20 protein-coding genes and 2 pseudogenes are annotated in these 21,587 nt (G+C 69.1%); 7 read left to right on the top strand and 15 right to left on the bottom strand.

All coding sequences use genetic code 11. The annotated features are described in order from the left end of the window. The first annotated feature begins 85 nt into the window (after nt 1-85). Nucleotides 86-1,234, top strand: a complete 1,149-nt coding sequence (locus tag A5697_RS13330; protein ID WP_068010873.1) for an acyltransferase — start codon at nt 86-88, stop codon at nt 1,232-1,234. Here A5697_RS13330 and A5697_RS28765 read toward each other — a convergent pair. From A5697_RS28765 to A5697_RS13360, 7 genes and pseudogenes are all read right to left on the bottom strand, one after another. Then, nucleotides 1,170-1,529, bottom strand: a pseudogene (locus A5697_RS28765) (hypothetical protein); the annotation flags it as partial. The gene A5697_RS13330 and the pseudogene A5697_RS28765 overlap by 65 nt on opposite strands. Then, the gene (locus A5697_RS13335) at nt 1,526-2,446 is read right to left on the bottom strand and encodes a metallophosphoesterase (protein WP_068010875.1); all 921 of its coding nucleotides are present in this window, start codon (nt 2,444-2,446) and stop codon (nt 1,526-1,528) included. The pseudogene A5697_RS28765 and the gene A5697_RS13335, both read right to left, overlap by 4 nt. After that, nucleotides 2,443-2,835 carry a cupredoxin family copper-binding protein gene (locus A5697_RS13340; RefSeq protein ID WP_068010877.1) on the bottom strand — a complete coding sequence of 131 codons (393 nt, stop codon included), beginning with the start codon at nt 2,833-2,835 and terminating at the stop codon, nt 2,443-2,445. The genes A5697_RS13335 and A5697_RS13340 overlap by 4 nt, the downstream gene beginning before the upstream one ends. A 30-nt stretch (nt 2,836-2,865) precedes the next feature. Beyond that, nucleotides 2,866-3,567: a Rieske (2Fe-2S) protein gene (locus A5697_RS13345; protein ID WP_068010879.1), complete on the bottom strand. Its 702-nt coding sequence runs from the start codon at nt 3,565-3,567 to the stop codon at nt 2,866-2,868. Beyond that, nucleotides 3,564-4,112 carry an RNA polymerase sigma factor gene (locus tag A5697_RS13350; RefSeq protein WP_067950683.1) on the bottom strand — a complete coding sequence of 183 codons (549 nt, stop codon included), beginning with the start codon at nt 4,110-4,112 and terminating at the stop codon, nt 3,564-3,566. The genes A5697_RS13345 and A5697_RS13350 overlap by 4 nt, the downstream gene beginning before the upstream one ends. Nucleotides 4,113-4,157: 45 nt before the next feature. Beyond that, nucleotides 4,158-5,573: an NAD(P)-binding protein gene (locus A5697_RS13355; RefSeq protein WP_068010881.1), complete on the bottom strand. Its 1,416-nt coding sequence runs from the start codon at nt 5,571-5,573 to the stop codon at nt 4,158-4,160. 20 nt (nt 5,574-5,593) lie between these two features. Continuing rightward, a complete protein-coding gene (locus A5697_RS13360; RefSeq protein ID WP_068010883.1) occupies nt 5,594-6,166 on the bottom strand; it encodes a TetR/AcrR family transcriptional regulator in 573 nt (190 codons plus the stop codon). An 83-nt stretch (nt 6,167-6,249) separates the two neighbouring features. Between A5697_RS13360 and A5697_RS13365 the strand changes: the two genes are divergently transcribed. The 4 genes from A5697_RS13365 (at nt 6,250) to mmsB (ending at nt 10,788) form a co-directional block, all read left to right on the top strand. Continuing rightward, nucleotides 6,250-7,128 carry an SDR family oxidoreductase gene (locus tag A5697_RS13365; protein WP_068010885.1) on the top strand — a complete coding sequence of 293 codons (879 nt, stop codon included), beginning with the start codon at nt 6,250-6,252 and terminating at the stop codon, nt 7,126-7,128. An 83-nt stretch (nt 7,129-7,211) separates the two neighbouring features. Next, complete coding sequence (locus A5697_RS13370; protein ID WP_068010887.1) at nt 7,212-8,732, top strand: CoA-acylating methylmalonate-semialdehyde dehydrogenase; 1,521 nt, start codon at nt 7,212-7,214, stop codon at nt 8,730-8,732. Between the two features lie 6 nt (nt 8,733-8,738). Beyond that, entirely contained in the window at nt 8,739-9,899 is a 1,161-nt protein-coding gene (locus A5697_RS13375; RefSeq protein ID WP_068010889.1) for an isobutyryl-CoA dehydrogenase, read from the top strand. A 10-nt stretch (nt 9,900-9,909) separates the two neighbouring features. Next, on the top strand, nt 9,910-10,788 hold the full coding sequence (mmsB, locus tag A5697_RS13380) for a 3-hydroxyisobutyrate dehydrogenase (RefSeq protein WP_068010891.1): 879 nt from the start codon (nt 9,910-9,912) through the stop codon (nt 10,786-10,788). A 159-nt stretch (nt 10,789-10,947) separates the two neighbouring features. Here the strand turns inward: mmsB and A5697_RS13385 are convergent, their stop codons facing one another. The 5 genes and pseudogenes from A5697_RS13385 to A5697_RS13405 form a co-directional block, all read right to left on the bottom strand. Further along, the gene (locus A5697_RS13385) at nt 10,948-11,454 is read right to left on the bottom strand and encodes a MarR family transcriptional regulator (protein WP_067950670.1); all 507 of its coding nucleotides are present in this window, start codon (nt 11,452-11,454) and stop codon (nt 10,948-10,950) included. Continuing rightward, nucleotides 11,352-12,516: pseudogene (locus A5697_RS13390) on the bottom strand (histidinol-phosphate transaminase). The gene A5697_RS13385 and the pseudogene A5697_RS13390 overlap by 103 nt, the downstream one beginning before the upstream one ends. Continuing rightward, nucleotides 12,516-13,535, bottom strand: a complete 1,020-nt coding sequence (locus tag A5697_RS13395) for a 3-oxoacyl-ACP synthase III family protein (RefSeq protein ID WP_068010893.1) — start codon at nt 13,533-13,535, stop codon at nt 12,516-12,518. Before A5697_RS13395 ends, A5697_RS13390 begins: the two are co-directional and overlap by 1 nt. A gap of 4 nt (nt 13,536-13,539) precedes the next feature. Then, entirely contained in the window at nt 13,540-14,187 is a 648-nt protein-coding gene (locus A5697_RS13400) for a hypothetical protein (RefSeq protein WP_068010895.1), read from the bottom strand. Continuing rightward, nucleotides 14,168-15,910 (bottom strand): thiamine pyrophosphate-binding protein, encoded by a 1,743-nt coding sequence (locus A5697_RS13405; RefSeq protein WP_068010897.1) that lies wholly within the window; start codon nt 15,908-15,910, stop codon nt 14,168-14,170. Before A5697_RS13405 ends, A5697_RS13400 begins: the two co-directional genes overlap by 20 nt. A 79-nt stretch (nt 15,911-15,989) precedes the next feature. Here A5697_RS13405 and A5697_RS13410 point away from each other — a divergent pair, with 79 nt between their 5' ends. After that, complete coding sequence (locus A5697_RS13410; protein WP_068010898.1) at nt 15,990-16,685, top strand: ABC transporter ATP-binding protein; 696 nt, start codon at nt 15,990-15,992, stop codon at nt 16,683-16,685. Between the two features lie 89 nt (nt 16,686-16,774). Then, nucleotides 16,775-19,174 (top strand): ABC transporter permease, encoded by a 2,400-nt coding sequence (locus A5697_RS13415; RefSeq protein WP_231972064.1) that lies wholly within the window; start codon nt 16,775-16,777, stop codon nt 19,172-19,174. Here A5697_RS13415 and A5697_RS13420 read toward each other — a convergent pair. From A5697_RS13420 to A5697_RS13430, 3 genes are read right to left on the bottom strand one after another with little or no spacing between them, the layout of a single operon-like run. Beyond that, entirely contained in the window at nt 19,161-19,787 is a 627-nt protein-coding gene (locus A5697_RS13420; RefSeq protein WP_068010902.1) for a class I SAM-dependent methyltransferase, read from the bottom strand. The genes A5697_RS13415 and A5697_RS13420 overlap by 14 nt on opposite strands. Beyond that, nucleotides 19,774-20,370, bottom strand: coding sequence for a DUF4389 domain-containing protein (locus A5697_RS13425; protein WP_067950656.1), 597 nt, complete (start codon nt 20,368-20,370; stop codon nt 19,774-19,776). Before A5697_RS13425 ends, A5697_RS13420 begins: the two co-directional genes overlap by 14 nt. Next, complete coding sequence (locus tag A5697_RS13430; RefSeq protein WP_068010904.1) at nt 20,367-21,578, bottom strand: NAD(P)/FAD-dependent oxidoreductase; 1,212 nt, start codon at nt 21,576-21,578, stop codon at nt 20,367-20,369. Before A5697_RS13430 ends, A5697_RS13425 begins: the two co-directional genes overlap by 4 nt. Between the last annotated feature and the right edge of the window lie 9 nt (nt 21,579-21,587).

Raw genomic sequence — 21,587 nt, forward strand, 5'->3', positions numbered from 1 at the left:
TCAAATAAGCCAAAATTCCCAACACCCCCGGCGGCTTGTCATACTATGCCGCGGACGGCTTCGGGGGCGATATGGGCGGAGGCCTATGACCCTCGGGCAAGCGTTCGATCCGCGCGCTAACGCGCTCAACGCATGGCGCCTGGCGCTGGCGACCTCGGTCATCGTCGGGCACTCCTTTATCCTCACCGGTCACCTATGGGCCGGCGCGCCATACATCGCCGCCGGCGGAGTCGATGGTTTCTTTGCCATCTCGGGATTCCTCATCACCGCGAGCTGGCTTCGCCACCCGCACCTCCGCGACTACTCTGCCGCCCGGGCCCTCCGGATCCTCCCGGGCTACTACGTCTGCCTGGTCATCACCGCGTTCGTCATCGCTCCGATCGGCCTGGCGATTCAGGGCGGCGCGGCGCTCAAGCTCCTGCTGTCCAGCGCACCGCTCGAGTACGTCGGTATGAACAGCGCCGTGGTGATGCTGAAGGCCGACGTCGGCGGGACACCGCGCGGGGTCCCTTATCCGGGAAGCTGGAACAGTTCGCTGTGGACACTCATCTTCGAGCTGGGTTGCTATTTCGCCGTGGCCGCCCTTGGCATGGCCGGGCTGGCTAACCGCCGATGGGTTTCTCCCGCCATATTGGCGTTGGCCGTGATCGGCGAGGCGTTGTCTCCGCCGATCAGGCTCGGCGAGCCGTTCATGGGCCAGTTCGCGGCCGTGAGCTCGCGCTTCGCGGTCATGTTTGCGGCCGGCGCGTTGCTCTACCAGTGGCGGGACAAAATACCCGCCCGGTGGTCGCTCGTCGCGCTGAGCGCGGTCGTGGTCGCCTTGGGCGGCACCCTGCTTCCGCATTACCGGCTGCTCGGTGGAATTCCGCTCGCGTACGCCATCATCGCCTCCGGTGCACTCCTCAAAAACAAACGCCTGAGGCTTCGTACCGACCTGTCCTACGGCGTGTACATCTACGCGTTCCCGATTCAGCAGTTGCTGGTGATCTCTTGGCCTGACCGTCCGAATCCGGTTGTGCACGCAATCGTTGCGACGTTCGTCACGCTACCGGTCGCCGCGCTGAGCTGGTTCCTGGTCGAGAAGCCCTCGATGTCGCTCAAGTCTCGGCTTCTGAAGAAATGGGCGGCCGAAGAGGAAGCTGCCGGTGAACGCCACCAGCCAGCCAATGTGGTCGCCGAACGATCAGACCCCCCGCCCACAGCAGCACCGTCAGCACCTCCGCACCCACGCTGATCGCTGCGTGCGGCGCGGGCTGCCAGCCCTGTTCCGAAAAGCCCAGCACGCCAACCGTTCTCGATAGGCCGAAGGCCACCAGCGAGCCACCCGCCACGGCCGCGCCGGCCCAGCGGAGCCAGCCCGGACCGCCGAAGAGGATCAGCAGGGCGATGGCGAACGACGCGCTGGCTTGAACCAGAAAGGCTGCGCCGATGTCCGGGATGTGTCGGTAGCCGTGGATATACAGGTAGGCGTGGCTGGCCGCGCTGGCCGCCAGTGACATGGCCAGGCCGATGCGAATCAGCAGAGTCATTGCAGCGCCTGCTCTTTCAATGCCAGGGCGGCCTCGCCGCGGGTGTAACTCACCTCGCGAATGCCGAGCGCGTCGCGGAGCTTGCCTGCGGGCAGGGTGACCGGCTTGGGCGCCGGACCGTCACCGGGCCGCGGCAGCGGGTACGCGGTCGTCGTCCCGCTGTAGAACGTCACGTTGCCTTCCGTTTTGGAAAACAATTGGTGCACATGCCCATTGAGGCAGGTGACCGACGAGAACCGGCGCAGGTAGCTCAGCGCCTGGGCCGCGTCGTCGGTGCCCCAGCCCCAGTTGGGGTACATCGCGAACAACGGGATGTGGCTGAACACGATGATGGGGGTATCGCTCGACAGCCGCGCGACATCCTTTTCCACGAACGACAATTGGTCGGCACCCAGATGCCCGAGCTTGTGCAGGTTCAGCGTGTTGACCAGCGCAATCACGTGCACGCCCGCGGTGTCGAAGCTGTACCAGCCGTCGCCGACGGATCCGGCACCGAAGGCGCTTCGGTACTTCTGCCCCGCATCGTCGACCGAGTCGTGCTCCCCGGGCACGGTGAACACGTGTGGCGTCTTCAGGGCCGTCATCATCTGCTTCACCTGGTCGAACTGCTCGGGGCTGGACAGGTGCGTCAGGTCGCCGGTGTGCACGACGAAATCCGGTGTGTAGCCGAGATTGTTGACCTGCTCGATCGCGTGACTGAACGTGCCGGCGACGTCCGGGTTGGGCGCCCCGGCGAATCCGATGTGGCTGTCGCTGATCTGGGCGAACCGCAGGGTGGGCCGGGCGTGCGCGCGCTCGGCGGCCTCGGCACCCGCAACGTGCGAAATCACCTCGCCACCAACCACGGCGAAGCCCACGGCCGCCCCGAACCACGCCGTGTGCCGCATCAGCTGGCGGCGACTCATGTTGGGGTTCATCGCGTCACCACCACGCTCCCGCGCATCATCGGGTGGATGGAGCAGACGTAGTCGAACGCTCCGGCATCGGAAAAGGTGTGGGTGAAGGTGGCCCCAGTCCCCATCCCGGGTGAGTGGAACGAACCGTCGGAGGCGGCCACCGTATGCGGCTCCTCGTCGCGGTTGGTCCAGGTGACCGTGGTGCCCACGGGGACGGTCAGCGTGGCCGGCGCGAACGCGAAGCCGTCGATGATGACCTGATTGCCGCTCACCGGAGCCGCGGGCGCCGTCACCGAGCCCATCGGCATGCTGGTGCCGGAGCCGGAGCCGGTCGCGGGCCGCGAAGCCGAGCAGCCCGCCAGGAGGACCGCGGCGGCCAGGGCGACCGCCGAATGTTTTCGAAGCGTCATGCCCAGGAATAGGGCGGCGGGTTACACCACTCAGGCGGGCTGGTCGGGACGCGCGGGCGCGAACACCTCGATAACACCGTCGACCTCACGAACCAGCAACGCCGGCAACGGCTTCGGGGCGATCGGCAGTTGGTGGGTGAGCACCTGCCCGGTGGGCGAGAAAGACGTCGAGTGGCAGGGACAGCGCAGCGTGTCGTCGGGCGCGTCAAACCAGAGCCGGCAACCTTGGTGGGTGCATACCCCGGAGACGGCCTGCGGCTTGCCGTCGACGCGGCGGACGAATCCACTGACCGAACCCAGGTCGAAGGGATGCATGTTCCCGTCGGTTACCTGCGAACTGGCCGCCACCCGCTGCCAGGTCCCGGCGTTCGGCGTGAGGGGCGCGTTGTCGGCGGCGGGTACCCCGCCGGATTGGCCGGCGATCACGGCCCGGTCGATGGAGACCGCGGTGACCGCGGCGGCCGCCGCGGCCGACGTGCCGACGATGACCTGGCGGCGGGTGCTGCTGCGCTGCGGCGCCGCGTGCGGTCGCGCGTCGGACATCTGCTCGGCGAGGCGACCATGCAGCTCGTCGAGGAATTCCTGCCGCGGGGCCTCGCCCCGGCGTCCGGCCGCGCGCAATTCGATCGCCGTGCGCAGCTGCGCCGCCTCGAAGTCGTCTGGGACGAACGGCCTGGGCCGCCGGCCCCGCAACAGGTCGTCGACGTATCGGCGGAGCCCTCGCGCGTTCATGGTGCACCCCCGTCGTTGACCTGCGCCGCCAATCGCAGCGCGCGATGCTGGAGCACCTTGGCGTTGGCGACGCTGACCCCGAGTTCCGCTGCGGAATCCTTGATCGAATGCCCTTGCAGGAAGCGCAATTCCAGGATATGCCGGTAACGGTCCGGCAGGTTGTCCAGAACCCTGGCGACACGCTGCGGCGCGGTGCTGATCGCTTCCTCGCTTTCCGGTGGTTGTTCGATGTCGTCGATCGAGGTTATCTCCCGGCCCAGGGTCTCCCGCCAATGCGCGGCCAGCACCGTTCGCGCGGTGACCCGTAGGTAGGCGCGCACCTCGCCGACGCTCGCGGTGAGCCGCAGCGGCCGCAGCGCGGCGAGGAAGACCTCGGCGGTGAGATCCTCGGCGTCGGCCCGGTTGCCGACCCGGGCGAACAGCGTGCGGTAGACCCAGGACGCGTTGTCCTGGTACACCGCTTCCCAGTCGGGATAGCCATCGTCAAAGCCGCTGTCGGGCACCGCCCGCAGCGGCCGTTTGACGGGTTCGCTTTGTGCCGCCACGTGCCTCCTCCACCCGATGAATATCGAGCCGGGTTACACCGGTTATCACGGTGCGGCTAGCGAGGTTTGTTCACTGAGCAGCGCGTCGAGTTTGGTGGCGGTGGCCGAGAACACCGACCTGGCGATGCTCAGCAGCCGGTCGCGCACGCGGGGCTTTGCCGACGCCGGCGGCAACAGATGACCGACGAGATGGCCGAACAGGTCCAGGCGCGCCGCGGACAGCCAGGAGGTCAGGTCCGGATCGTCGAGCCAGCGCAGCTGATTGCTGTAATCCGCCAGCGCCAACCGCAACCAGTCGACGTCGGTGTCCGGATGGGGCAACGGCACGCAAAGCTGATTCCTGGTGGTGTCGTCGGCATACGCGGCTTCGACGTGGGCGATCAGCGCGGCACTGAAGATCTGCTGGCAACCGCGCACGCTTTGCAGCGTGATCCGACCGGCGTCGAAAATGGTTGTTGCCGGACGCTTTTCGGCACCGTCGGCGGTGCAGTCGACAAACAGGGCGTCACCGTCGAGCGCCACCGTGCCACCCTCGAGGACCATCCGGTCGGCGTCGACGCGCAGCAGGTGACCCATGCGCACCACGTCGCCGATGCGTCGCAGCTGTTCGAGCTCGGCCCGCGTGACTGTCGCGCAGCGATACATCGTCGGCCGGATCGCCGGATCGATTCGCAGCACACTGCCGGCGTCCTCGAGCCGGCAGAACAAATCCTCGACCGACGCGGCGTCGTTGATCGCGCGCAGTTGGGCAATGAAGCCGACTTTGATCTGGTCGGCGAACAGCGGTCCCGGCTGCATCGTCGCGCGATCCAGCAGCCAGGAGTCGCGGGGCACGATCCAGGTCAGCCGGTCCGGCGCGATGCCCTGGCCGAGCAGCCACAGGCAGGTGTCGATGCCGGTCTTGCCCGCGCCGACGATCACATAACGTTCGTGCGCACCCAGTTTCGGCAGGTCGTTCGGCGGCACGCAGGTGATGCCGGGCGCGACGGCGTAGGGCGGCGGGCGCATGGCCGGCACCGTGACGTGCATGTAGGTGGCGTCCACGACGCGGCGGGCCACCCTGACGGTGTAGTCGGCGCCGGCGAGCGTGGTGAAGCGGCCGTCACCGCGGTACTCACTCATCGGGAAGTAGGAGACCCGGCCGCTCGCCAGTAGCCGCTGGCGCATCACATGGTCGTAGTAGGCGCACACCTCCCCGGCGGTGGCCAACTCGTAAAGCCCTTGGTTCCAACCGACTTGGTCGATGGAGTCGCTGCCGAGGCGCAGCGAATTGACGCCGTAGAACGCCGAGGGCTGGTGCAGCCGGACGAACGGGTAGGCCATGGTCCAGTGCCCACCCGGCTGATGATTGCGGTCCACCAACACCACGCGGGCATCCGTCTCGGACACCAGCGTGTCGACGAACGCCATGCCCATGGCGCCCGCGCCGACCACCAGGTAATCGGCCTCGACGGTGCGCATACGCCTGAAGGCTAGCCTGCTCAGCCGAGGTCGGCCGCCGCGGCACGGATCTCGTTCAGGGCGGTGCGAACCAATTCGCCCAGGCTCTGATCGCCGTCGGCCGTGACCCATTCGGCGAACGCCTCCTTGAAAGCGAGCCCACCCAGCTCGGCCGCCAGGGTCGCCGCCCGGTGCGGCACGCCGCGCGCCCGCAACGCACCCGCCATGGCCGCGGCCAGACCGACCTGTTTGAGCGCATCGCGCTCCTGCAGCTCGGTGCTGGTGGCGATGACCGCTTTGAGCCGGGGCGCCAGCTCGCGATTGAACGGCGTCATCGACCCGGCCACGCGGTCCAGCCCGGCCGCGACGGCGGCGAGCGGGGTGGCGTCCGCCGGCGCCGACGAGATGCCGTCGACCAGGAGCCGCGACAGGGTTTCCTGGCCGGCCGCCAGCACCTCCCGCTTGTCGGGGAAATACCGGAAGAAGGTGCTCTTGGTCAGCCCGGCGCGATCGGCGATCTCGGCGACGGTGGTTCGGTCGTAGCCCTGTTCGGAGAACAGATGCAGCGCGGCCTCGACCAGCCGCAGGCGCGCATCGGGTTCCCATCGGGGCATCCCGACATGGTAACGATGAGACCTTTATCCCATCACCTGGTACCGTGATGAGACATCAGTCCCATCACTCAGAGGAGACGCTCATGCGGGTTTTCGTCACGGGTGCCACCGGCGGCATCGGCTCGGCCGTCGTGCCCGAACTGATCGGCGCGGGCCACGAGGTCCTCGCGCTGGCGCGCTCCGACGCGTCGGCGCTGGCCGCCCAGTCCATGGGAGCCGAGGTGCTACGCGGCGATCTCGACGACCAGAACAGCCTGCGCAGGGGCGCCGCGGAGTCCGACGCCGTAATTCACCTCGCCTTCCTGCACTTCGACGACTTCGAAAAGGCGGTCACCCAGGAGGCCGGTGCCGTCGAGGCGTTCGGCGCCGCCCTCGAGGGGACCGGCAAGCCATTCGTCATGGCCTCGGGAACGCCGGTTGTGCCCGGCCGTGCCTGCACCGAGGAGGACCCGATGCCGACCGATGGACCTATCGGCGGACGGGGCCGAAACGCCAAGGCCGCCCTGGACCTGGCCGCCAAGGGGGTCCGGTCGGCGGTGGTCCGCCTCCCCAGGTCCGTGCACCGGGCGGGCGGGCCGTGCGGGTTCGCGTCCCTGCTTATCGAGGCGGCTCGACGCACCGGGGTGTCCGGATATGTCGGCGACGGCGGCCAGCGGTGGCCGGCCGTGCATGTCCTCGATGCCGCGTGCCTGTTTCGTTTGGTTCTCGAGGAGGCCACTCCCGGTACGGTCGCGCACGCGGTCGCCGATGAGGGGGATCCGATGCGCGCGCTCGCCGAGGCCATCGGGCGGGAACTCGGCGTGCCCACGACGCCGGTCCCGGCCGACCATTTCGGCTTCTTCGGCGCCGTCTTCGAGGCGGACCAACCGGCCTCGAGCGCGCTGACCCGCCGGAGGTTCGGTTGGCGACCCAGCCACCCGAGCCTCCTGGAAGACCTGGAAGCGGGCAACTACCTGGCGTGAAACCGGTGTCCTTGCGACGCCCGTCGGCGGTTACTAGGATATCCAAGTATCCGCCTCTCACGCGCGTACAACTCGAGGACACCATGACAACCCAAATCCCCCACTTCATCGATGGGCAGCGCACCGCCGGCCAATCGACCCGCACCGCCGACGTCTTCAACCCCAGCACCGGCGAGGTGCAGGCGCGGGTGCCGATGGCCGGCAAGGCCGAAGTCGACGCCGCGGTGGCCTCGGCCGTCGAGGCGCAAAAGGGTTGGGCGGCGTGGAATCCGCAGCGGCGCGCGCGTGTGCTGATGCGATTCGTCGAACTGGTCAACGACCACATGGACGAGCTCGCCGAGCTACTGTCCCTCGAGCACGGCAAGACGGTTGCCGACGCGCGCGGGGACGTCCAGCGCGGCATCGAGGTCATCGAGTTCGCCATCGGCATCCCCCACCTGCTCAAGGGCGAGTACAGCGAAGGCGCCGGCCCGGGCATCGACGTCTACTCGCTGCGCCAGCCGCTGGGAGTGGTCGCCGGCATCACCCCGTTCAACTTCCCGGCGATGATCCCGCTGTGGAAGGCCGGGCCGGCCCTCGCGTGCGGCAACGCCTTCGTGCTCAAGCCCAGCGAGCGTGACCCGTCGGTTCCGGTGCGGCTGGCGGAGCTGTTCTTGGAGGCCGGCCTGCCGCCCGGCGTGTTCCAGGTCGTGCACGGCGACAAGGAGGCCGTCGACGCCATCCTGCACCACCCCGACATCCAGGCGGTGGGCTTCGTCGGCAGCTCCGACATCGCCCAGTACATCTATGCGACGGCCGCGGCCACCGGCAAGCGGTCGCAGTGCTTCGGCGGCGCCAAGAACCACATGATCGTGATGCCCGATGCCGACCTGGACCAGGCGGTCGACGCGCTGATCGGGGCCGGGTACGGCAGCGCCGGCGAACGGTGCATGGCGATCAGCGTCGCGGTGCCCGTCGGCGAGCGGACCGCGGAACGGTTGCGCGCCAGGCTCATTGACCGGATCAACAACCTGCGCGTCGGGCACAGCCTGGACCCCAAGGCCGACTACGGCCCGCTGGTCACCGAGGCCGCGCTGGCGCGGGTGCGCGACTACATCGGCCAGGGCGTCGAGGCCGGCGCCGAATTGGTGATCGACGGCCGCGAGCGCGCCAGCGACGACCTGACATTCGACGACGCCAGCCTCGAGGGCGGATTCTTCATCGGCCCAACGCTGTTCGACCACGTCACTCCCGACATGTCGATCTACACCGACGAGATCTTCGGGCCGGTGCTGTGCATCGTGCGCGCCCACGATTACGAAGAGGCGCTGCGTTTGCCTTCGGAACATGAGTACGGCAACGGCGTGGCCGTCTTCACCCGCGACGGCGACGCCGCCCGCGACTTCGTGTCCCGGGTGCAGGTGGGCATGGTCGGCGTGAACGTGCCGATCCCGGTTCCGGTGGCCTACCACACCTTCGGCGGTTGGAAGCGCTCCGGCTTCGGCGACCTCAACCAGCATGGGCCCTCGTCCATCATCTTCTATACCAAGACGAAGACGGTGACGTCGAGGTGGCCGTCCGGCATCAAGGATGGCGCCGAATTCGTCATCCCCACAATGGATTAGGGCTCTATGTTCACCCTCAACGACGACGAGCGGGTCATCACCGAGACGGCGGCCGCGTTCGCCGCCAAGCGCGTCGCCCCGCACGCCCTGGAATGGGACGCCGCCAAACACTTTCCGACCGACGTGTTGCGCGAGTCGGCCGAGCTGGGCATGGCGGCGATCTACTGCCGCGAGGATGTCGGCGGCAGCGGCCTGCGCCGGCTCGACGGGGTCCGCATCTTCGAGCAGCTGGCCATCGCGGACCCGACCACCGCCGCGTTCCTGTCCATCCACAACATGTGTGCGTGGATGATCGATAAGTTCGGCACCGCCGAACAGCGCAAGGCCTGGGTGCCGCGGCTGGCCGCGATGGACGTCATCGCCAGTTACTGCCTCACCGAGCCGGGTGCCGGCTCCGACGCTAGCGCCTTGAGCACCCGGGCCGTCCGGGAAGGCGGCGACTATGTGCTCGACGGTGTCAAGCAGTTCATCTCCGGCGCCGGCGCCTCCGACGTGTACGTGGTGATGGCGAGGACCGGCGGTGACGGCCCGCGCGGCATCTCGGCCTTCGTCGTCGAAAAGGGCGCTCCGGGGCTCAGTTTCGGTGCGCTGGAAGAGAAGATGGGCTGGCATGCCCAACCCACCGCGCAGGTGATCCTGGAGGGCGTGCGGGTACCCGCCGAGGCCATGCTGGGCGGCGCGGACGGCGAAGGCGCCGGATTCGGCATCGCGATGAACGGCCTCAACGGCGGCCGGCTCAACATCGCGGCGTGCTCGCTGGGCGGCGCCCAATCCGCCTTCGACAAGGCGGGCGCCTACGTCCGGGAACGGCAAGCGTTCGGCAAGGCACTGCTCGACGAGCCCACCATCCGGTTCACCCTGGCCGACATGGCCACCGGGCTGGAAACGTCGCGAATGATGTTGTGGCGGGCCGCGGATGCGCTGGACAACGACGACCCCGACAAGGTCGAGCTGTGCGCAATGGCCAAGCGCTACGTCACCGACACCTGCTTCGAGGTGGCCGACAAGGCCCTGCAGCTGCACGGCGGCTACGGGTATCTGCGTGAGTATGGTCTGGAAAAGATCGTCCGCGATCTGCGGGTGCATCGAATCCTGGAAGGGACCAACGAAATCATGCGGGTGGTCATCGGCCGCGCCGAGGCCGGACGATTCCGCGCGACCGCTTAGAAAGGCAGCCATGACCTCGATTGCGTTCCTGGGGCTGGGGAACATGGGCGGGCCGATGTCGGCGAATCTGGTGTCCGCCGGCCACACCGTGCGCGGGTTCGACCCGGTGCCCGCGGCGGTCGCCGCCGCGGTCGGCAACGGGGTCACGACGTTCGACAGCGCGGCCGAGGCGGTGGCCGGGGCCGACGTGGTGATCACCATGCTGCCCAACGGCGACCTGGTGAAGCGGTGCTACGCCGACGTTCTGCCGGCGGCCAAGGCGGGAGCGCTGTTCATCGACAGCTCGACGATCTCGGTCAATGACGCCCGCGAAGTGCACGCGCTTGCGCAGTCGCACGGGGTTTCGCAGCTGGACGCGCCCGTCTCCGGCGGGGTGAAGGGCGCCGTCGCCGGGACGCTGGCGTTCATGGTCGGCGGTGACGACGGCGCCCTGGAGCGCGCCCGGCCCGTGCTGGAACCCATGGCGGGCAAGGTGATTCACTGCGGCGCGGCTGGAGCCGGGCAGGCCGCCAAGGTATGCAACAACATGGTGCTGGCGGTGCAGCAGATCGCCGTCGGCGAGGCCTTCGTGCTGGCCGAGAAGCTCGGGCTTTCAGCGCAGTCCCTGTTCGACGTCATCACCGGCGCGACCGGCAACTGCTGGGCCGTGCACACCAATTGCCCCGTGCCGGGCCCGGTGCCGACATCGCCGGCCAACAACGACTTCAAGCCGGGTTTCGCGACCGCACTGATGAACAAGGACCTGGGCCTGGCCATGGACGCGGTGGCCTCGACCGGGTCGGCGGCGCCGCTGGGCAGGCACGCCGCCGAGATCTACGCCAAATTCGCGGCCGACCACGCCGACCAGGACTTCAGCGCGGTGATCGAAATGCTGCGCGAAACCCCCTGAACGGCAATGGGATTCACAACCTTCACATTGGCACCTGCGAAGACTCACCGCGCGTTTTGCCCGCCTCCGAGCGACAACCGTTGTCGCTGTGAGGCGGGCAAAATGTCGCATCCCGCCCGCGCCGGGACTGCTGGGACGGATGTGACCCAGGCGAGCGATTCAGAAGTCGCCCGCATCGCGGCGCAGCGTTTCGATCGATGAAACCAGCGCCCGCGCTTCGGCTTCGGACATCCCGATGTCGGCGAACACCTGATCGTTGAGGGTCACGGTGGCGTCCTCGACCGTCGAGCGGCCCAGGTCGGTGATCTGCACCAGCGTGGTGCGCCCATCGGTGGGGTGCGGCACCCGCTGCACCAGCCCGTCGGCTTCCAGCCGACGGATCGCATGCGTCACGCTCGTGACGTGGACCTGCAGCCGATCGGAGGCCTTGGTGATCGGCAGCGCGCCGGTCCGGCTGAACGCCAGCAGGCGCAGCAACTCGTAGCGGGAGAAACTCAGGTCGTAGGGGCGCAACGCCGTCTCGACGCGGGCCAGCAGGATCTGGTGCGCCCGCATCACCGAGGTCACCGCGACCATGCCCTGCGCCACATCGCTCCAACCGGAGCGCTCCCAGTTGTCGCGCGCCGCGGCGATCGGATCACGCTTCGGCGGTCGTGAGGCGGCCACGCCCCTTCATACCGCACTTGGCGCGCGAGCGTGGCCTTTCCCCAGCGCCGCGAGCACCGCCAGTGTCGAGGCGCGATTGCCCACGGTGATCCGCGCGCCGCCGTCCGGGTAGCACCGCACCCGTAGCCGGTCGTCGACGAAAACCTCATGCCACGGCCCACCCCTCGGGGGCAGGTACATGAAGTTGGCGTGCGCGTCCGTCGTGTCGACCCCCAGCGCGCCGAGGCGCATCCGCAGATAACAGCGTTCGGCGTTGATCATCCGGACCCGGTGCAGCAGTTGGTCTTCCGCGGCGTAGGACGCGGCGACCGCGACCAGACTGGTGATCGGGGCGCCGAACGGCAGCTGATGGGACCACAGCGCGGCGGCCAGTTCCCGCGCCGCCACGCCGTAACCGATCCGCAGCCCCGCCAAACCGTAGGCCTTGGAGAAGGTCCGTACCACCACCACATTCGGGAAGCGGGTGACCAACGCCGACACCGCGATGCGGTGCTCGGGCGCGGTGAACTCGATGTACGCCTCGTCGAGCAGCACGACGGTCTCGCGCGGCACGCGGCGCAGGAACGCCGAGACGGCGGCCGCGGACTCGATCGTCCCGGTGGGATTGTGCGGCCGGCACAGGACGACGACCCGGGCATCGGCGGCGGCGCGGGCCAGCCCGTCGAGGTCCTGGTGACCCTGCGCGTCCAGGGGAACCGTCCGCGTCTTCAGTCGCGCCATCCGCGCGAGGATCGGGTAGCCGTCAAAGGTGGGCGCCGCCATCGCCACCGTGTCGCCCGGCGTGGTCAGCGCCTGCAGGGCCAGCAGCACGACGCCCGTCGCGCCGGCGCCCGGCACCACCCGGTCGGTGGGAACCCCGATGTGGTCGGCGATCACGCCGCGCAGCCGCTCGGGCACGAACTCGGGGTAGCGGTTGACGGCGTGAACGGACCGCATCAACGCCGACCGCACCGCCGACAGCGGGGGGAATGGATTCTCGTTAAGCGACAACGCGAACGGGTCCACCGCGTCGGGCAGCGCGTCGCAGCCGCCACCGTCCACCGGGCTAGGGACGGGCTGCATCACCCTCGCCCGCCCCAGCGCACCGCCGCCGCACCGGCGAAGTCGCCGGCATGCGCGAACGCGGCCATCATGATGACGTCCCCGGCCTCGACCTGCCCATCGGAGATCGCGCGGTCCAGGTTGATCGGGATGCCGGCGCCGAACAGGTTGCCGCACTCATCAAAAGTGTCGCGGTGTCTCGACTCGGGCAACTCGAGGGCCTCACGCCAGTTGCGCAGGAACACCCGGTTCGGTTGGTTGGTGACGAGCAGGTCGATGTCCTTGGCGGGCAGGCCTATTCGATCGCACACCGCCAGCGCCACCTCGGGGACCTGCCGGTTGCCGCGGGCCAGCACCTTGGTGATCTTGCTTTCGGTGAAGCCGATGCTGCCCTCGCCGGCCCCGGCCTGCCACCACTTGCGGGGCGGGTCGTAGGACAGCGTCATCTCGCCGGCGTATTCACCGTAGGTGCGGCACTCGACGTCGAGGATGGGCGATTGGTCGCCCCGCGTGACCAAACCCAGCGCCGCGCCGTCCCCGGGCACCGCGGACTGGGCCTTGCGGCGGATGGTCGGCTGATCGAAGAACTGTCCGGCCGCGTTCTGTGCGATGGCGATCAGCGCGGTGTGCCCGTCCCCGGCGGCCAGCAGTTTGCGAGCCACGTTGAGAGCCAACACGAACGCCGCGCAGCCGCCGTTGTTGAGGTCGAGCACCCAGGACGGCCGCATGCCCAGCCGGTGCGCGATGCCGCCGCCTTGCCCGTAGAAGGCCATGTCCGGCACCTGGGTGTGGGTGATGAGCACGTCGGCTCCCTCGACCACGTCCTGGCCGTGCCGCTCGATCAGGCCCTGCGCCGCGTGTTCGATCATGTCGATCGAACTCTCGTCCGGCCCGACGTGGTGGCGGAACTTCGGGGCGCGGAACATCACGTTCTCGCGCAGGTCGTCGGATTCGGCGAATTGCGCGTAGTAGTCGGCGCCGATCGGCTCGCCGGGCAGATAGGTGGAAACGTCGATCAGGCTGACGCTCGGTTGGCTCATGTTGCTACCTCATCCATTTCGGCGTCACCGGAAGGCCGTTGCGGTGCCGGTATTCGGCGATCGCCTTGAGGTTCTGCAGCTCCAGCGCGTGACCGGCGCCGAACATGTCCCAGAAGTCGCCCACCCACACCGGCCGCTGCGCCGGCGCGGTCTCCGGGTACGGGTTCTTGTCATAGAACGGGTGGTGGCAGTTCGTCCACAGCACAACCGATCCCGGCTTGTCGAGGACCACCTGTGCGTCGACGACGCGCATCAGATAGATCATCCACAGGTGCTTGCCCTGGTCCCATGCGCAGTGGTAGTCGACGGTCCGCGCCGCCGCGTTGGCGACGGTCCGGGTGTAGATCTCGGTCTCCGAGCCGAGCCGGTCGTAGGCCAGCCACAGGCCGGGTGAGTCGGTGGGCGTGAAACCGCGCAGGCTGTACGTCCACTCCTCGAGGCTGCGGGTGTCGGCCAGGTATTCGTACAACTCATCGGGCGGGCACGCAACGTAATCGTTGACCGTGCAGTACTCCCCGAAGACCTGGTCGTGCGGGTAGACCGACCGCATCATCTCCATGATGATCGGGGTCGCCTTCTCCCGCGGGCTGGTTTCGATGCGGACCACCCCGTCGATGGGAGTGGGGATGTCCTCAAGCGCTGGCAGCGACATCGGCCCGGTTCTCCTTTGCGGTCGGAACCTGTTCTGTGGCAGCCGCGCTGCCTGACAGCGCGGTGAGAAATGGTGCAAACGGCGGGATTTCGTCAGCATCGCATTCGACGCTGACGACCGCCGGGCCCTCGATGTCCAGCGCCACCCGAAGCGCCGCGGCAAGTTGGGCGGGGTCACTGACATCGACCGATGTCAGCCCGGGAAACATCGCGGCCAGACCGGTTCCCAGCGCGCTGGGCAGGAAACGGTTGTAGCTGTAGCGGTTCTGGTAGAACAGCTGTTCACGGGTCACGCACATCGCGTGGGCGTTGTTGTTGAACAACACGAACGTCACGGGAAGCCGGTACTGCAGCGCGGTGTGCACCTCGAGTCCGTGCATGAAAAAGGCACCGTCCCCGGCGATCACCACGGTGCGGCCGCTCTGCCGGCCGCCGTTAGCGCGTCCGAACGCCATGCCGATCCCGGCCCCGAAGCTGTAGCCCATGCCGCCCATCCCGAGCGCGGCGACGAACCTGCCGCCGCGCCGGGCCGGCAGGTAGTGGATCGCTGCCGCGCCGGTGTTGCCGGCGTCGACGACGATGTCGGCCCCGTCGGGCAGGGCACGGTCCAGTACCGCCATGGCGTCGCGGTACCGCACGCCCGGCCCGTCGCAGTCCTTGGGCGTCAGTTCGGTGCGCGGCACCAGATCGGGTACCCGCACGCCGTTCGGGCGTCCGTGACCGCGCAGTGCCTGGGTCAGCAGGCGCAGCGAGCCACGCAGGTCGTCGGTGTGCACGTGTGTGCAGTGCAGATAGGGCCGCGCCGACCCGATCGATACCGTCCGCACCGCCGCCAGTGCGTCGTCCAGGCCGCCGCGCGCGGTTACCGTGAGCCGGGTGCCGACGATCAGGCACAGGGCGCTGGCGGCCAGCGTTTCGGCCACGCTCGGGTGGCCCATGACGCCGGTCACGCCGACGGCCGACGACGAGCCGAAACCCGGCGTGCCGGCGACGTCTTTGGCGTCTGGGACGGTGGCCACCCGCGCGCGCAGCAGCGCGCGCAGGTCCTCGAGTTCGGCCCGGGCGTCGTCGCGGGCCACCTGCTCGCCGGCGATGATCGTGACCTGACCGGTCGTCCGGCGCAGTTCCCGGGCGATGGGATGCGGGTCGCCGATCGACGCGCTGAAATGCAACTGCTCGGCGCTGCCGTCGACGGCGATGAAAGCCTGCTGAATGTCCTTGGGCAGCAACAACACCGCCGGGCCCCCGGCGCGCGCCGCGCGGATCGCCCTGGGCAACGCCGACAGGACGTCCGTCGGCGAGACCAGCCGCTCGCAAAACACCGACACCGCCGAGAACAGCGCGCGGGCATCCAGCGATCCATTGCGGCCGCTGGTGTCCTGGAAACTGCCCTGTCCGTCCATCGTGGTCGCGGGCTGGCCGACCAGGGCCAGCACCGGAACCCGGCTCGCGAACGACTCGCCCAGACCGGCGACGAGGTTCAGCGCTCCCCCACCCGACGTCGCCGCCACCACGCCCAGCCCGGCACCGCTGCGGCTGTACCCGTCGGCCATGGTGGCCGCCGAGAACTCATGCTTGGCCAGCACCGCGGTGAGTTCCGGCCGGAAGTGCGCGGCGTCGTACAGATCCTCGATGTTGGCGCCGTCGACGCCGAAGAGGTGGTCCACCCCGAGCGACGCGAGGTGCCCGACGATGTGATCGACCACCCGGTACTTGCCGGACATGTCTTCAGACACGAGGCCGGCACTTGATCGGTTCACCCCGCCGGGTGAACCGCGTGCCGCCGGCCCTCGTGGTGTCTAGATGACCATCGAACTGCGCAACGTGGTGCGCGAATATCGGGTCGGCGGTCAATCGGTCCGGGCACTCGACGGGATCAGCCTTCGCCTCGGGGACGGTCAGTTCGTGTCGGTGGTCGGACCCTCCGGCGCGGGTAAGAGCACGCTGCTTCACCTGCTCGGTGCGCTGGACTCTCCCGATTCCGGCTCGATCATGTTCGACGGCGAGGAGATCGGCCGCCTGGGCGACGAGGAGCAGTCGGAGTTCCGCCACCATCGGGTGGGTTTCATCTTCCAGTTTTTCAACCTGTTGCCGACCTTGTCGGCGTGGGAGAACGTCGCGGTGCCCAAACTGCTCGACGGTGTCCGGCTGGGCAGGGTCAAACCGGATGCGATTCGGTTGCTGGACCGCGTCGGGCTCGGCGACCGGACCGAGCACCGGCCGGCGGAACTGTCCGGCGGCCAGATGCAGCGCGTCGCGGTGGCGCGCGCGTTGATGATGGACCCGCCGCTCATCCTCGCCGACGAGCCCACCGGCAACCTCGACTCCGCGACCGGCGCCTCGATCCTGGAGCTGCTCGCCGGGGTGGCACACGAAGCCGGCCGCGGCCGGCTCGTGGTGATGGTGACCCACAATGCGGACGCCGCCGCGGCGACCGATCGGGTGATCACGCTGCAGGACGGCCGCGTCGGTTCGGACGTACCGGCGGTCCCTGCGTGAAACTCTCGGCGGCGGCCAGCCGACTGCGCGTGTTCAGCCTGCGTGAGCTCGCCGTGCATCGCCGCCGCACGCTCGCGTCGATTGCCGTAATGGCCGTGTCCGCAATGTATTTGGTCGCGATATTCGGCATCTTCGGTTCGATCACCGGATCGGTCAACCGGCTGGCCGACGGGGTCGCCGGCGTGGCCGCGCTCGAGGTGTCGGGCATCACCGACGCCGGATTCCCCGACACGATATTGGCCGACGTGTCCGCGGTTCCCGGCGTCGCGACCGCGGCTCCGATGATCCGGACCTCCGCGTCGACGGCGACGGGACCGGTGCTGCTGTTCGGTGCGGACGCGAGCACCGCGGCACTGGGCGGCGCCCTGAAGGACGCGGTCACACGGCCGGTGCAGGCGCTGTCCTCGACGCCGAACGGGGTCCAGGTCGGGCCGCGGGTGGGATATGCAAAAGGCCAGACGCTGCAACTGGGCTCGGGCTCGGTCACGGTCAGCGAGGTGCTCGCGGACAAGCAGTTCGCCGACCTCAACGGCGGGCACTACGTGCTTGCCCCACTTGCGTTGGCGCAGAACGTCACCGGCCGCCCCGGGCAGCTCGACTCGATCCTGATCACCACCAAACCGGGCGCCGACGCGGACGTTGTCGGGGCCGCGGTCACCGCCGCGGTGCACGGCCGCGCCATCGTCGCCGCTCCGAGCCTGCGGGCGGCCCGGGCCGGTGACGGTGTCAGGTTGATGAATTACATGGCGCTGCTTGGTGCCGCGGTCGCGTTGGTGGTCGGCGCGTTTCTGATCTACACCACGATGACCATGGCGATCGCCCAGCGCCGGCCGATCATCTCGATGCTGCGCGCGATCGGCGGCCGGCGCGTCACCATCGTCGGCGACATGCTGGGCGAGGCGGCGATACTCGGGCTGCTCGGCGGCGCCATCGGCTCGGGCATCGGAATCCTGGCCGGCCGCATGGCCATTGGCCGCTTGCCCCCGGCGATGACCCAGGGCCTCGAGGCCCGCGTCCAGTACTGGCTGCCCGGTTACGCCATCCCACTGGCGCTCGCGGCCACGGCGCTTACCAGCGTGGTCGCCTCGGCGATGGCCGCGCGGCAGGTGTACAAGGTCGCGCCGATCGAAGCGCTGGCGCCGGTCGGGGCGTCCGCGGCGGACGTCGTGCCCCGCTGGCTGCGGGTCGCCGCCGGTGTGGGCGCCGTCGCGGTTTTCGCGGTGTCCATCTGGGTGGTCCTCGGCCAACGCGGCACCTTGGCGTTCGCCGCGATGGCCGCCCTGCTGAGCGCCGAGATCGCGCTCGGGTTCGCGCTCGCCGCACCCATCGTCACGGCCACGGCCGCGTTGGCCCGCGTCTTCGGACCGTTCGGGGCACTCGCGGCGGCCACCATCGAACGCGCCCCGCGGCGCGTGTGGGCCACCGTGATGACCGTGCTGATCGGGGTGGTCACCACCGTGGTGATCACCGGCACCAACGCCGACATGATCCGCTCGGCCCGCGCCATATTCGCTCCCGCCGCCGGCGTCGACGTGTGGGTGAGCGCGAACCCCCCCGACAGTTACCCCACCGACGCACTGCCGCAAGGCCTTTCGGAAAAGGTTGCCGCGGTGCCCGGGGTGGCGCGGGTGACCGAGGGCGCGTTCGGGTTCGCCGTCGTAGGCGGCACGCGCGTCCTGCTCGACGGCTTCTCCGACGGGACCCACGATTCGCTGTTCCGCGCGCTCGACGAACGGGTGCGCACCGACGTTCTGGCCGGCCGCGGCGTGGTGCTCACGCAGAATCTGGGCGCCACTTTGCACGTCCGCACCGGCGATCGGCTGCAGCTGCAGACGCCACACGGCCCGCGGCAGACGCCGGTGCTGGCCCTGGTGCCGTTCTTCTCGACCGTGATCGGAACGGTCGGAATCGGCCTCGGGCACATGCGGGCGTGGTTCGATCGCCCGGCGGCGACGACCCTGCAGATCACCGCGGCCCCGGGGGTGGACCCGCGGCGCCTGTTGACGGAGGTGCGCCACGTGGTGCCCGCGCCCAACCACGTGTACGACGGCCGCACCGCGCTGGCGGGGCTGGAAGCCCCGCTGCATCAGAGCATGTTCATCGCCAACGCCGTGTGGGTCATCGTCGTGGCGGTGGCGGCCGTCGCGCTGCTCAACACGCTGACGCTGTCGGTGCTGGAACGCCGCCGCGAGATCGGTGTGCTGCGGGCCATGGGGTCCAGCCGGCGGTTCACCCTGCGGACGGTCCTGGCCGAGGCGGCCGGAATCGGTTTCGTCGGCGGCGTTTTGGGGCTGCTGTTCGGCCTGACCGACCAGTGGCTGTTCACCCTCATCAGCGGGGAGATCATGAATTTCCAGGTCGGCTTCCGCCTGAGCCCGATGCCCATGGCGTTCACCGCAGGGGCGCTGGCTATCTGCCTGCTCGGCTCGCTGCCACCCGCCCGGCGCGCGGCGCGGCTGAACATCATCGAGGCACTCAGCGTGGAGTGAGGATGGCGAACCCCTGCAAATGGGGTTTGCACGGGAAGGGCACCGGCGTGCGCGGGATGGTGCGCAGCGCCGTCGTGTCGAAACCGGCCGCGGCGATGGAATCCAGGGTTCGGCGGTTCGGCTCGCAGCCGGCGGCCAGCCACGACCACGGCCTGGCCACCAGGTCCTGGAACCGGCCCGTTGCGCCTCCGCCGCGGACATGCTCGAGCACCACCAGCCGGCCCCCGGGAGCGAGCACGCGGCGGATCTCGCCGAGCGTGGCGGCCACGTCGTCGACCGAGCAGAGCACCAGCCCGATGTGTACCGAGTCGAAAGCGTTGTCCGGGAACGGAATCGATTCGCCGGTTCCCTCGACGATGTCGACGGCGATGCCGCGGCGATGGGCAAGCCGGGACGCCATCCGCCGGAACGGCGCCTCCGGCTCCACGGCGGCGACCGTCGTCACCGCGGCGGGCAGGAATTTCAAGTCGGTGCCCGGACCCAAGCCGAGCATCAGCAGCCGGCCCCTTGCGTGGCTGAGCGCCTCGCGGCGATAGCGGTGATAGAAGAGCCGGTCGAAAACCGGCTGGCCGAATCTGTACACGTACGGGAAGAAGGGGTTACGACGCGTCACTGGCGCCCAAATCCATTCGGAACGGCGGGTATTCGTCACGCATCAGGGACACGTACACGGCCACCCGATAGCGCCATCGAACGATGCCCAGCAGAAGATCGAACATGCCCGTCGGGATGGTCCCCGTACACAACAACCCGACCGCGGCGATCACGCACAGCAGCTGCAGCAGCGGCTCCATCGACCAGCAGAGCAGGATCTGCGGCACGGCCAGCAGCCACTTCACCAGCACGGCCCAGTTCTTCAGCCGCTCGGGATAGTCGACCTGCAGATCGCCCGGGTAGTCCGGCCGCGACGCCAGCGTGAAGGGCGGGTACCTGTCCGTGCTGTTCATCGGGAACCGGAAATTCATCACGCGCCACGACCAGCGCAGCACGCCGACATTGAAGTCGAAGATGGGCCGCGGATACCGCCCGGTGAACAGAATGGCGACGCCGGCCACGACGGTCGACAGTGGATATATCAGGTAGAGCCCGATCAGGATCGGGTAGTGCGGGAATGCCAGCACGCACCACTTCAACAGCCAGAGCCAGCGGGAGGGCGCATCGAATTCGCCTCTGACCCTGATGATTTCGTCGTTCATGGGCTGGACCGGCTGGTCGTCGCCGCTCGCAGTTCCCGGCTGATCTCCGCGCACATCCGCGGGTGACTCGTCCAGCGCAGAAACATCGTCAGTGCGCCGGCCTGCAGCCGGTCGGGGATCAGGCCGGCGGGCCGCAGCACCAACTCGCCGTGCGAGACCGGCAGTGCTGCCACCCTGGACACGGCCATCACCTTGCGCCGCCGGGTCTTCTCATACCAGCGCAGCGCGCTCGGCACGTCGCCTTTGGCGGCGCCGCCCCGAAGAGCCGACAGCGCCTTGCACAGCACCATGGTGTCGAGCAGCGCCTGGTTGGTCCCCTGCGCCAGGGTGGGCGGCATCGTGTGGGCGGCGTCGCCGAGCAACGTCACCGGGCCCCGGCCCGCCGGGGCCATCGGATGCCGGAAATGCGGATACGGCGAGTGCGCCAGATCATCGTCGGTCAGGGCCGCCAGCACCCGGTCGACGGCTTCCGACCACCCGGCGAAGTGGGTCCGGAGCGTCTCGATCGGGCGTTGCGGTCGCACGAAGTCGTACGACCACGGCAGGTCGAACCACCACTGCACCTCGGAGCCCCCGGCCGGCCACAGGCCGAGGTTTCCGCGCTCGCCGATGACCATGAGCGCGGTGTGCTTGTCCGGGATGTCCGCAAGGGCGATCAGCCCCTGCCAACTGCACCAGCCGGTGGGTTTGGCCTGCCGCCCGCCGACGTTGTCCCGGACCATCGAGTGCAGGCCGTCGGCGCCGATCAACAGGTCTCCCTCGGCCCAGCTGCCGTCGTCGAACTCGACCCGCACGGCGTCGCCCGTGGCGGCCAACGAGATCGCGCGGGCCCCGCATCGGATGCGGTCGGCCGGAAAGCCGTCCAGCAACCGCTCCAGCAGGACCCGGCGCGGAACCATCCGGACCGGCGCGCCCAGCCGAGCCGCCATCGCGGACACGTCGAGCGTGGCGAGCGGATGGCCCGTGGCGGTCACGGCCCGCACGGTCGACAGCAGTTGACCGGCCCGGTCCATGTCGACGCCCAGCTGCCGAAGCACCGTCTCGCCGTTGGACCAGATCGTCACGGCACCGCCGGCCGCCCGCACTTCCGGTCGACGCTCGAAGACGGTGACGTCGTGCCCGTCCCGCGACAAGCCGCGGGCAACGGCGATCCCGCCGACACCGGCGCCCACCACCAGCGCCCGCAGTGGACGCCCGTGGCCAGACACCGCAGCCCC

The organism is Mycobacterium sp. E3251 (genome assembly GCF_001666835.1).
In the GTDB taxonomy this organism is placed as follows: domain Bacteria; phylum Actinomycetota; class Actinomycetes; order Mycobacteriales; family Mycobacteriaceae; genus Mycobacterium.

Coding starts and splice junctions, on each gene's coding strand:
- A5697_RS13340 (WP_068010877.1), bottom strand. CDS start 2,835: ATGACGCTTCGAAAACATTCGGCGGTCGCCCTGGCCGCCGCGGTCCTC.
- A5697_RS13425 (WP_067950656.1), bottom strand. CDS start 20,370: ATGAACGACGAAATCATCAGGGTCAGAGGCGAATTCGATGCGCCCTCC.
- A5697_RS13415 (WP_231972064.1), top strand. CDS start 16,775: ATGGCCGTGTCCGCAATGTATTTGGTCGCGATATTCGGCATCTTCGGT.
- A5697_RS13335 (WP_068010875.1), bottom strand. CDS start 2,446: ATGAACCCCAACATGAGTCGCCGCCAGCTGATGCGGCACACGGCGTGG.
- A5697_RS13400 (WP_068010895.1), bottom strand. CDS start 14,187: ATGTCGCTGCCAGCGCTTGAGGACATCCCCACTCCCATCGACGGGGTG.
- A5697_RS13405 (WP_068010897.1), bottom strand. CDS start 15,910: ATGTCCGGCAAGTACCGGGTGGTCGATCACATCGTCGGGCACCTCGCG.
- A5697_RS13395 (WP_068010893.1), bottom strand. CDS start 13,535: ATGAGCCAACCGAGCGTCAGCCTGATCGACGTTTCCACCTATCTGCCC.
- A5697_RS13410 (WP_068010898.1), top strand. CDS start 15,990: ATGACCATCGAACTGCGCAACGTGGTGCGCGAATATCGGGTCGGCGGT.
- A5697_RS13345 (WP_068010879.1), bottom strand. CDS start 3,567: ATGAACGCGCGAGGGCTCCGCCGATACGTCGACGACCTGTTGCGGGGC.
- A5697_RS13355 (WP_068010881.1), bottom strand. CDS start 5,573: ATGCGCACCGTCGAGGCCGATTACCTGGTGGTCGGCGCGGGCGCCATG.
- A5697_RS13375 (WP_068010889.1), top strand. CDS start 8,739: ATGTTCACCCTCAACGACGACGAGCGGGTCATCACCGAGACGGCGGCC.
- A5697_RS13360 (WP_068010883.1), bottom strand. CDS start 6,166: ATGCCCCGATGGGAACCCGATGCGCGCCTGCGGCTGGTCGAGGCCGCG.
- A5697_RS13365 (WP_068010885.1), top strand. CDS start 6,250: ATGCGGGTTTTCGTCACGGGTGCCACCGGCGGCATCGGCTCGGCCGTC.
- A5697_RS13330 (WP_068010873.1), top strand. CDS start 86: ATGACCCTCGGGCAAGCGTTCGATCCGCGCGCTAACGCGCTCAACGCA.
- A5697_RS13370 (WP_068010887.1), top strand. CDS start 7,212: ATGACAACCCAAATCCCCCACTTCATCGATGGGCAGCGCACCGCCGGC.
- mmsB (WP_068010891.1), top strand. CDS start 9,910: ATGACCTCGATTGCGTTCCTGGGGCTGGGGAACATGGGCGGGCCGATG.